The sequence below is a fragment of the Candidatus Poribacteria bacterium genome, from assembly GCA_016866785.1.
GTDB lineage: Bacteria > Poribacteria > WGA-4E.
Genome location: VGLH01000139.1, coordinates 1 through 10,419, shown reverse-complemented (window position 1 = coordinate 10,419; position 10,419 = coordinate 1). Strand labels below are relative to the sequence as shown.

Sequence of the window (10,419 nt, the reverse complement as noted above, 5' to 3'; positions counted from 1 at the left end):
GAGCCGTAGGCCGCGGGCATGTCCATCCAACGACAGCCCGACAACAGGACGTACAGTATCCCGTTGAGTGTGCCCCGGTCGTCGGCGCGTGGACGACCCGTCTTCGCCTTGGGAGGCAGATGAGGCTCACTCTCTCCCATTCCGTGTCGGTCAGTTCACGAAAGCGCATGATTCCTGCTCCTGAGTTCCAACCAGAAGCAGTCTACCACATCTGACCCCCTTGTTTCGAGATGAGTTCGTACGAAATCATCCCGAAGACGCCTATCTCATGCCGATATTCCGCCATGTGTTCGGAAAGCCTAGCCAGACCTTCGTCGGACAGAACTATCCAAATCCCTTCAACCCGGAGACGTGGATCCCCTTCGAGCTGAAGGACGGTTCCGCCGTTACGGTGAGCGTCTACGACGTGGCGGGTTCCCTGGTCCGCAAGCTCGACGTGGGCTACCGCGAGCCGGGCTACTACACGTCGCGTGACGAGGCGGCGTATTGGGACGGCAGGAACGATCTCGGGGAGCGGGTCGCCAGCGGGGTCTACTTCTACGAGCTCCGCGCGGGCAGCTTCCGCGAGACGCGACGGATGGTCATTCACAAGTAGGCAACGCCAACCGTTGAACGTCGTAGGGGCGACTCCCCGAGTCGCCCCTACGACGCGCTGGTGGCTGTGCGAGGGATGGTACGGCTCCCTCTCCCACAAGGGAGGAAGGACCAGAAGCGTCCTCGCCTGAACGGTGCACATAGTAGGGGCGGTTCTCAGAACCGCCCTTGTTTCGTGCCCCAGCACGGTACCGATACGATGCAGAGGCGACTCGGCAAGTCAGCCCAGCGCCTCACTGCCCGGTTCCGACAGATGCGCCACGTGGCGGCTTTTAGAAGAATCGGTACCCGAAGGTGAGCGTCACGGACTGCCTCAGGTGATCCTCGTCGGACTGGATGATGCCGTTCAGATTCAGCGTGAGGGAGTTCTCGAGGAAGTAGATGAGCGATCCCTGGAGACGGTGGCTCACCTTCGTGTCCAGCGGCGACGCCGGTCCATCGGTTCGCGCACGGTTCGCCGTCAATGTGTGGCTCAATAGCAGATCGACTCGGTCGCTCATCTCGTAGGAGAGCGAGCTATCGACGGTCAGGTCGTACGCGTCCGCGAAGTCGTCGCCCAGACGAGAAGTCGCCGTCGCCCGTTCGTTCCACTGCGTGTGCCACCCCAGCGGACGCGCGAACTGGAAGGTCGCCTGTGCGGAGCGGCGTTCCTCGCCCGTCGGGGCGTCCATGGGCAGGATTTCGAGGCTGCCGCCGGCGCGGGCTTCCCACCCGATGAAGCGGTCGAAGACGCGCTCTCGTGTCAGAACCTCCTCCATTCGCAGGAGCGCCATCGCTTCGAGCTCCGCGCGCTTCATCATGCCCGACTGGCGGATGACGCGCTCCATCGCGGCGAACCACTCCTGGCGATAGGTGTCGCCGTGGATTTCGCGGAACTCGCCCTCGCGCTGGATAATCTGTGCCAGCTCGATCATGGTCTCGGCGGGAAGGTCATCGGTGAGCTGGTCGAGCGAGAGGAGCCAGTCCTCCATGCGCACCGCCTTGGCGAGCGGGGTCGCGTTGATGAAGCGTCCGTAACCGAGGCTCGTTCCGGCGGACGCCTTCGCATCCCTGCCGGACGCGAACGAGCGCCGGAACTCGGCTCCGACGAACAGGTCGCGTCTGGGAATGATGTACGCCTTGACGCTCTCATTCGAGGCGGCGGTGAAGCCGTCGCTCGCCTGGGTCTTGTCGGCGGTCGCCTTGAGATCGACCGCATAGGCGAACCGAAGCGAGTCGTAGAAGTAGCTGTAATCCGCGAAGAAGCTACCTCGGTTCTCCGTCTCCTTGCTGCCGCTCTTCTTGTAGTCATAGTTGAGGTTCGCGCGGAGTGCGCTCGCCGAGCTGACCGGCACGCGGTAGTCGGTGATGAGCAGGTTCTGCGCGGCGGAGACGACAGCGAGTCCGAGCCACAGCCCGGCGGCGACCGATGCGATCCCGACACGGCGGCTCCATCGCCGAACGCGGAAGGTCATCTGGAGCCTCCGATCGAATAGGATTGGAGCTCGAGAAGGCGCGTGTCGCTCACGCCCTCGTCCTCCTGGCGAATGAGGCGGTAGGGCTTCGACTGCTCCACCCAAAACCGGATCTTCTTCTTGAACACCCGTCCCTTCAGACCCGTCAGGCCCGCCTCGTACTGGACGCATGGAAACGATCCCGCCGGCGTCCGAATCGTCTCCCTCCCCTGCTCCTCGAAGTAGACCCCCAGGATGTGCTCCTCGGTCACCAGGGTCACTTCGACGCGGTCTCTGCCCGTCGCCGGCAGAGCGCGGACGGCGTAGACGATCGCGTTCACGTCGTACCGGTTCTCATCCACCTTCTCGACGCGGTTGCGCGTCGGACCGGGGTAGATGAAGTTGACGCGGTCGGAGCTGTATCGAATCTCCGTCTCGACGGCTCCGCCGGAACCGCGCTTGGTGATCGTCATGGGCGTCATGTCGCTTGTGCGCAGGATCATCGTCGAGTTGTCCGTCGTGACGGAGTAGACCCGTGTTGATCCCTGCGTTGTCGTCGTGACGTGGTGGGTCGATGTGGACACCGCGCCGGAGTGCTTCGTCAGCCGGTAGACGCTGTGCTCGTTCTGCGCGATGCCGGGGTCTGTCAAGACGGGCGAATCGGCGCGGAGCCCTCCGACATGCGCCAGCACGACGAGGCAAACCGCCGCCCAAGCAACACGGGCGTGTCCTCGATAGGTGGGTCTGCGTTGTCGGGGAATCATCGGGGTTCCTGGGCTATGCTTCGCCTTCCAGCAGGCGTACGGCGGAACCGCTCTCGGCGCTCTGGTAGGCGGCGCTGACGATCCGCTGAATCTCGTAGCCGCGTTCGATGTCCGACATGGGCGGCGTCTCGCCGCGAATCCACGCCGCGAAGTGGCTCATCTGCGCCTTCAGCGAATCGACCGGGTCGGCGAGCGGAACGTCCGTCGCCGCGTCGCCGCTCCAATGCCTCACGCGCGAGTCGGTGATGTCGAGCGTTCCCTCGGTTCCGTAGAGGACGATGCGCTTCTCGGACGGCTGGGCGACGAAGGTTACCGTGACGGAGCCGATCCCGCCGTCCGGGTAGTCGAACGTCAGCACCGCCTTGTCATCGACGTCATACGATCCGCCAGGCGCGGCGGGCATCGTGCCGGTCGTCGCGTAGACCCGCGAGGGCATGCCCCGGTACCAGTGGAGCGCGTCGAGAACGTGCCAGCCGGAGTCGATGACGGCGACGCCGCCCGACTGCGCGAAGATGCCTCGCCAACCCCAGTTGCCGGAGACGGCTCCGCCCCAGCGGTAGGTGATTAGCCCCGTCGCCAGGAAGATGCTTCCGAGAACGCCCTGCTCGACGAGCTCTTTCGCCGCCCTGAACGCGGGCGTGTACTTGCTCTGCCCTGCGATCATGACGCGCTTGCCGGTCGCCCGGGCGCGATCCCGCAGAATGCGGGCGTCCTCGAGGGTTCTGCCGACCGGCTTTTCCTTGAAGACGTGGAGCCCGGCATCGAGCGCGGCGAGGGTCGCGTCCCGGTAGAGGACGTGCGGCAGCGTGATGAGAACGGCGTCGAGTCCGTCGTGGCGGCACAGGGCGTCGAAGGAGTCGTAGGGCGTTGCGTCGTGCTCAGCCGCCGCGCGGACGAGCGTGTCCTTGTTCGCGTCACAGACGGCGGCGATCTTGAAGTCGTCCGAGAGCGCGGCAGCAGCTCGGACGTGTCCACCGCCCATGCCGCCGACGCCGATCGCGCCCAAGCGCAACGGAACCATGTCGTTCTCCTTAGACCGCCATCAACGGGCAAATGCGCCCCTCTCGTATCGGCGGATGTCCTCCTCGAACTGGAGCGTCCAGCCGATCTCGTCCAAGCCGTTCAGGAGGCAGTGCTTCGGGAACGGGTCGATGTCGAAGGCATGGCGCGTGCTGTCGGGCTCGATGACTGCCTGCTCCGCGAGGTCGATGGTCAGCTCATAGCCGTTCGTTCCGGCGACCTGGTGGAAGAGGTCGGCGACGACCTTCTCGTGGAGCTCGACGGGCAGGATGCCGTTCTTGTAGCAGTTGCCCTTGAAGATGTCGGCGAAGGACGGCGCAATGATGCCCCGGAAGCCGTAGTCGAGCAGCGCCCAGGGCGCGTGCTCGCGGGAGCTCCCGCAGCCGAAGTTGGTCCGCGTCAGCAGGATGGACGCGCCCTGGAAGCGCGGATCGTTCAGCGAGAAGTCGGGGTTCGGCGAACCGTCGTCCAGGAACCGCCAGTCGTAGAACAGGAACTGTCCGAAGCCGGTGCGCTCGATCCGCTTGAGGAACTGCTTCGGGATGATCTGGTCGGTGTCGACGTTGATCGAGTCCAGCGGGGTGACCAACCCGCGATGGACGGTGAAGGCATCCACGGTTCACGGTTCCTTTCGCGTCACTGCCAGGTTCGGACGTCGACGAAGTGTCCGGCGATGGCTGCCGCCGCCGCCATCTCCGGGCTGACGAGGTGAGTTCTGCCGCCCTTGCCCTGCCTGCCCTCGAAGTTGCGGTTGGACGTGCTGGCGCTCCGCTCGCCGGGCAGGAGCGTGTCCGGGTTCATGCCGAGGCACATGGAGCATCCCGCCTGACGCCACTCGAAGCCGGCGTCGCGGAAGACGCGGTCGAGCCCTTCCGCTTCGGCGGCGTTCTTGACCTGCTGCGAGCCGGGGACGACCATCGCGCGCACGCGCGGATGCACCGTGCGCCCCTTGGCGACCGCCGCCGCCGCCCGCAGATCGCTCAACCGACCGTTCGTGCAGCTTCCGATGAAGACCAAATCAGGACGGATGTCGGATATCTTCGTGCCGGGCTTGAGCCCCATGTATTCGAGCGCGCGAGTCGTCGCCTTGCGTCCGTCGGCGGTGGGCATGTCGTCGGGGTTGGGAACGACGCCCGTAACGTCAGTCACCATGCCGGGGTTGGTTCCCCAGGTGACCTGCGGGACGAGCTTGGAGGCGTCGAGGGTCACGCGTCGGTCGTATTCGGCGTCGGGATCGGTCGGGAGGGCGCGCCAGCGTTCGAGGGCGGCGTCCCAATCGGCTCCTGCAGGAGCGTGCGGACGTCCCGCGAGATACTCGAAGGTCGTGTCGTCGGGGGAGATCATCCCGGCGCGGGCTCCCGCCTCGATGGACATGTTGCAGACGGTCATGCGCTGTTCCATCGAGAGGGCTCGGATCGCCGACCCGGTGTATTCGACGACGCTGCCGGTTCCGCCGTCGGTTCCGATGCGTCCGATGATGGCGAGAACCAAGTCCTTCGCCGTGACGCCGCGCGCGAGACGCCCGTCGACGTGGATCTCGAAGGTGGACGGCTTCGTCTGGAGGAGGCATTGGGTCGCCAGGACGTGCTCGACCTCGCTGGTTCCGATGCCGAACGCCAGGGCTCCGAAAGCCCCGTGCGTTGAGGTATGGCTGTCGCCGCAGACGATCGTGCTGCCGGGCTGGGTGAGCCCGAGCTCGGGTCCGATGATGTGCACGATTCCTTGGTCGGGGTCGTGCAGGTCGTAGAGGGTCACGCCGAAATCGCGGCAGTTCTTGGCGAGAGTGTCGATCTGCTGGGCGGCGATGGCGTCGAGGATGGGGAGCGACCGATGGGTCGTCGGGACGTTGTGGTCCATCGTCGCGAAGGTCTTGTCGGGACGGCGCACCTGGCGGTTCGTCAGCCGCAGCCCCTCGAACGCCTGTGGGGACGTGACCTCGTGAACGAGCTGGAGGTCGATGTAGAGGATCGTCGTTCCGCTGGGGTCTTCCCGCACGATGTGGCGGTCCCAGATTTTGGCGAAGAGCGTCCGCGGGGCGCGTCCGTCCGTCATGGTTGCCTCCGGTGTCGAGCCGAGCCGATGCCGCAATCCTATGATACGACTCGGCGCGACGCCGCGACAACGCGAGGCTCAGCACCGGCTTGCATGCAGAAGGGGCAGGTCTGAGACCCGCCCCATACCGCATGTGCCGCTCTCAAGCGGTGATCGCAGGGGCGGCTCGGAGAGTCGCCCTTACGTCGTTTGGTGTCGCCTACTTGTGAATCACCATCCGGCGCGTCTCACGGTGGTTGCCGGGCCCGAGCTCGTAGAAGCAGACTCCGCACGCGAACGACCCGCGAGCTCTTCGAAGCGGCATACGCGCGGTTGGGCGCACCCTCCCGCTGAGCGCGACCGTCAATTGACGGCTTCTCACTTGGCGCGTATCCCGATTCCCTGTTGTCCGTGTTCTAGCGGCTGCTGGTTTGAGATGGAAGGAAGGCCGTGTCGCACCCCAAGACAGAAGGTGTCATATCAGCAATCGTCGGGGCTCTGTCTCTTCGGATGTACCTCCCTAACGTGTACGTTCGACAACATCGTTTACCGCGTCAGCTCCTGTCGCCGATCCGTTGCAGACACTGCCCGTACTGAAGGCAGGACCCCGGTTCCGAGTTCGACTGCGGGGAAATCATTCCAAGCCGTACAGCGCATTCGTATGCTCGCGGGCCTCCTTAGTGTATACGGCGATCGTGTGGACGATTTCTGAGTTGCGTTCGTCTCTCATATACATGTGGCAGATGCCGCAAACGCGAAGGTGACCAACCGAGAGATCACCGTCTTGGCAGTCGCCGAATGTGTGCAGAGAACTCGTGTGGATCAGTTCTCCGATTCGCGGCAACTGAATCAACCGGTCGGGCGACAGCGTCGCTACGATGGTGTCGTAACACCCTGGCTCGTATACGACAATCTCGGTGCGCACGGTATCCACAGTGGGTATGCCTCTTTCTGACGTATCGACTCACACCAACAGCCTGCGCGGATATCCGCAGGCGGCCTTCGCCATGCTGAGCGTATCCTCTGGCTCCGATCACAGACACCGGGTGTTCGCCTGCTGCTCCTAGTTCGAGGCTGTCAGGAAGACCAGCAGCAACGGAGCAATATGCAGCTTCCTGGCCTGGAGGATCGCCCGACATCACGGCACTATGTCACCGGCCAACCCCAGTGTCAATGGCGTGGCGAGTTTGCCATGCAACCCTATCGAGAGCAGTCGGCTGGATCCGCCGGAGATGCCGTACTACGCCCGCAGCCACTCCGCGATAGTGACCTCTGAGGACTGCTGTGGAGCATCGCGGCGTCGGCCTCGCAGTTGGTGATCTGTTCCGCCGCCTTGAGCACGGCAAGCGGCAGCCGCTTCGAAGCATGCAACACTTCGATGCCGACGATCTGCTTCTCGTCGTTGCAGTCCAAGACGATGCATTGGATCACTTCCTCGGATTCCGACACGGACTCAGGCTCTGCCAGATAGAGGTAGAAGGCGTCTACGTCGCTGTCGTAGGTGGCTCTCATGTCCGACCCCTATGGTGGAATCGTAGCACATTGCGTCGGCATCGCTGCGGAAGTCCTGTGGCTCTCGGACTGCGTCGCTCCCGCGGAAGCGGGAGCCTAGGGTCTGGATTCCCGCTTTCGCGGGAATGACGAGCCGTGAAGGGCGCACACTGTGGGCCGAAGCTCTGACCCACCCGACGCCCCAGCGGTTGACATCCTCCCCGCCGGAGCCGACAATCCTAGCCCGGTCTCAAGCACGCCCACAGCGCCCGAGCGCAGAGGAGCCCCATGGACACCCTACTCATCACCGGAGGCTTGGGCAGGATCGGCACGGCGCTGTGCCACCAGTTCAAAGGGGAGTACCGCACGCGCTCCTTCGACCTCCGACCCACGTCCGAAGCCGACGAGAACGCCATCGGCAATATCACGGACATCCCGACCCTCGTCGCCGCGTGCGAGGGCGTCAAGGCGATCGTCCATCTCGCGGGGATCCCCGGCGACGCCCCCTTCGACCTGCTGCTGGACACGAACATCCGGGGAACCTACTGCGTCTATGAGGCGGCGCGTCAGGCGGGCGTCCAGCGCGTTGTCTTCGCCAGCACGAACCACGTGACCGGCATGTGGGAGCACGCCCGCGTCTTCACGACTCCCGACATGCCCGTCCGCCCCGACTCGCTCTACGCCGTCAGCAAGGCGGCGGGAGAGGCGACCGCGCGGTTCTTCGCCGACCGGTACGGGATCGCGTCCGTCTGCATGCGCATCGGCGCGTTCAGCCCCGAAGACCGTCCGCGCGGCGTCCGCAGCCTCTACATGATCGCCAGCCACCGCGACTTCGCCGACATCGTCCGGCGGGCGGTCGAGTCGGACGTCCACTTCGCCATCGTGAACGCCTATCCCGGCTGCCCGAAAGCCTACGCGGACCCGTCCACGTGCGTCAGCCTGCTCGGAGCCACCTGCCAGGACAACATGGAAGACTGGCTCGCGGAATACTCCGAGGACGAACGCGCCGAGTACGCCGAGGTCGAGTGGCGGCATCTGTCCCGCGACGAGATGCTCGAAGAGTGGACGCGCGTTCCGGCTCCATCGAAGCGCCGGGGGTAACGCCGGGAAGGGACCGATGGACCGACCCAACGTCATCCTCATCTTCGCCGACCAGATGCGGGGCGACTGCCTCGGCGCCGACGGGCATCCGGTCGTCGAGACGCCCAACCTCGACGACCTGGCGGCGCGCGGGAGCCGGTTCCCGCACGCCTATTCCGCCGTGCCGTCGTGCATCCCCGCCCGCGCGATCCTCATGACCGGCATGAACCAGTGGCACACGGGCATCCTCGGCATGGGTCGGGGACAGGGAGCCATGCCCAACGACTTCCCGCATACGCTCGCCGGGGAACTCGCCGGAGCCGGGTATCAGACGCATCTCGTCGGGAAGGGGCACTTCAGCCCCCAGCGGGCGAGCATGGGCTTCCAGAGCGCGGAACTCGACGAATCGGGGCGCATGTTCCACGAGGGCGCGAAGGACGAATACCGGACGTGGTTCGACCGCGAGAAGCGCCGCGACATCAGCCCCGACGATCACGGCGTCGACTGGAACTCGTGGATGGCGCGTCCGTGGCACACCGAGGAATACCTGCATCCGTCGTCGTGGACGATGACACGTTCCATCCACTTCCTGGCGCAGCGTGACCTCTCGCGTCCGTTCTTCCTGAACATCAGCTTCGCGAGACCCCATTCGCCTTACGTCCCGCCGGGACCCTACTTCGACCTCTACGACCGAGGCGACACGCCGGAACCGTCTGTCGGCGACTGGGCGGGCATGCACGACCAGGGCGGCGATCCGACGAACGTCAACGCGTGGCGTGGTCGGCAGTCGGCGCGGCGGATCCATCGCGCCAGAGCCGGCTACTACGGCGAGATCAGCTTCATCGACTCGCAGATCGGACGGCTCCGCAACTGGTTGAGCCGCTATCAGCCCCAGACGCTGCGGAACACCTGGTTCCTCTTCTCGTCCGACCACGGCGACATGATGGGCGACCACCATCTATGGCGGAAGACCTACGCCTACGAGGGCAGCGCGCGGGTTCCCTTCATCGTCTCGCCGCCGGGGACGTTCGGGCGGGTCGCCGCGCCGGTCGTCGATCAGCCGGTCGAGCTGCGCGACCTCATGCCGACGATCCTCGACGCCGCAGGCGTCCCGGTTCCGCCAACCGTCGATGGATCGAGCGTTCTGCCGCTGATGCGCGGCGAATCCGACGGATGGCGTGAGTACGTTCACGGCGAGCACTGCTGGTGCTACTCGCACGAGCAGGAGATGCAGTACGTCACCGACGGGCATCGGAAGCTCGTCTGGCTGCCTCGGCTGGGCGTGACGCAGTTCTTCGACCTGGACGCCGATCCCGGCGAGCGGATCGATCTATCAACGGCTGCGAAGCGTCAGGACGAGGTCAGCTTGTGGCAGGCACGGCTCGCGGATGAGCTGGCGGCAAGGGACTGCGGATGGGTGCAGGACGGCGCGCCGTTCTGTCCGGCGGGCGGGGAACCGCTCGTATCGCCCTACCGCGATGTCCGATACACGGGCCCGGACGGTTGAGCGACATGCTCGCTGGGGCGGGTCTGAGACCACGAGTGTCAACTTAAGCGCCCCAAGTGCTGTGGCGATGCATCCCCCTCCTCGATCCTCCCCCATAAATGGGGGAGGAAGCCCCTTCCCTCCCCTTTCGCAAGGGGGAGGGTCAGGGTGGGGGTTGGGAACCAACCGGTTCCCGCCGTCACAAGCCACCTCGGACGCGCGTTTTCCGTGGGAATCCACATCCCCACCAGAAACCCACCAGAAAATCGCGTAAATTGACACTGGTGGTCTCAAACCCGCTCCTACTGCGTTCAGACTCCGTACCAGACCCGCTCATGCGGGAAGTGCGACGCGGACTAGAGCGTGTTATGCACTGTGGAACCCGCGCGACAGACCGTTTGAGCCTCAGGATGGCGAACGCGAGGAAATGAAGACCTACCAACGTTTGCGCCAATCGCTCATAGTCGCGCGCCAGCCGTCGGAATCTCCCCATCCACGCGAACGTCCGCTCGACGACCCA

Annotated in this window: 10 protein-coding genes and 1 pseudogene; 3 read left to right on the top strand and 8 right to left on the bottom strand. The window is 64.9% G+C overall.

Features of this window, described 5'->3' with window-relative positions:
* Positions 1 to 140: transposase (locus tag FJZ36_16040; GenBank protein ID MBM3216411.1), on the bottom strand; the 140-nt coding region annotated here is incomplete at its 3' end.
* A gap of 128 nt (positions 141 to 268) precedes the next feature.
* Here FJZ36_16040 and FJZ36_16035 point away from each other — a divergent pair.
* Positions 269 to 595: a T9SS type A sorting domain-containing protein gene (locus FJZ36_16035; protein MBM3216410.1), complete on the top strand. Its 327-nt coding sequence runs from the start codon at positions 269 to 271 to the stop codon at positions 593 to 595.
* A gap of 271 nt (positions 596 to 866) precedes the next feature.
* Here the strand turns inward: FJZ36_16035 and FJZ36_16030 are convergent, their stop codons facing one another.
* The 6 genes from FJZ36_16030 to FJZ36_16005 form a co-directional block, all read right to left on the bottom strand.
* A complete protein-coding gene (locus tag FJZ36_16030; GenBank protein ID MBM3216409.1) occupies positions 867 to 2,048 on the bottom strand; it encodes a hypothetical protein in 1,182 nt (393 codons plus the stop codon).
* Complete coding sequence (locus FJZ36_16025) at positions 2,045 to 2,791, bottom strand: DUF3108 domain-containing protein (protein ID MBM3216408.1); 747 nt, start codon at positions 2,789 to 2,791, stop codon at positions 2,045 to 2,047. The genes FJZ36_16030 and FJZ36_16025 overlap by 4 nt, the downstream gene beginning before the upstream one ends.
* A 13-nt stretch (positions 2,792 to 2,804) precedes the next feature.
* Positions 2,805 to 3,812, bottom strand: a complete 1,008-nt coding sequence (locus FJZ36_16020; protein ID MBM3216407.1) for a Gfo/Idh/MocA family oxidoreductase — start codon at positions 3,810 to 3,812, stop codon at positions 2,805 to 2,807.
* A gap of 21 nt (positions 3,813 to 3,833) precedes the next feature.
* Positions 3,834 to 4,427: a 3-isopropylmalate dehydratase small subunit gene (gene leuD / locus FJZ36_16015; protein MBM3216406.1), complete on the bottom strand. Its 594-nt coding sequence runs from the start codon at positions 4,425 to 4,427 to the stop codon at positions 3,834 to 3,836.
* 20 nt (positions 4,428 to 4,447) lie between these two features.
* On the bottom strand, positions 4,448 to 5,863 hold the full coding sequence (leuC, locus tag FJZ36_16010) for a 3-isopropylmalate dehydratase large subunit (GenBank protein MBM3216405.1): 1,416 nt from the start codon (positions 5,861 to 5,863) through the stop codon (positions 4,448 to 4,450).
* Positions 5,864 to 7,042: 1,179 nt separating this feature from the next.
* Positions 7,043 to 7,354: a DUF2283 domain-containing protein gene (locus tag FJZ36_16005; GenBank protein MBM3216404.1), complete on the bottom strand. Its 312-nt coding sequence runs from the start codon at positions 7,352 to 7,354 to the stop codon at positions 7,043 to 7,045.
* Positions 7,355 to 7,621: 267 nt separating this feature from the next.
* On the opposite strand from FJZ36_16005, the gene FJZ36_16000 reads away from it, so the two are divergent.
* Both FJZ36_16000 and FJZ36_15995 read left to right on the top strand, forming a co-directional pair.
* On the top strand, positions 7,622 to 8,434 hold the full coding sequence (locus FJZ36_16000) for an NAD(P)-dependent oxidoreductase (protein ID MBM3216403.1): 813 nt from the start codon (positions 7,622 to 7,624) through the stop codon (positions 8,432 to 8,434).
* Positions 8,435 to 8,450: 16 nt separating this feature from the next.
* Entirely contained in the window at positions 8,451 to 9,920 is a 1,470-nt protein-coding gene (locus FJZ36_15995) for an arylsulfatase (GenBank protein ID MBM3216402.1), read from the top strand.
* Positions 9,921 to 10,299: 379 nt separating this feature from the next.
* Here FJZ36_15995 and FJZ36_15990 read toward each other — a convergent pair.
* Positions 10,300 to 10,419: pseudogene (locus tag FJZ36_15990) on the bottom strand (transposase).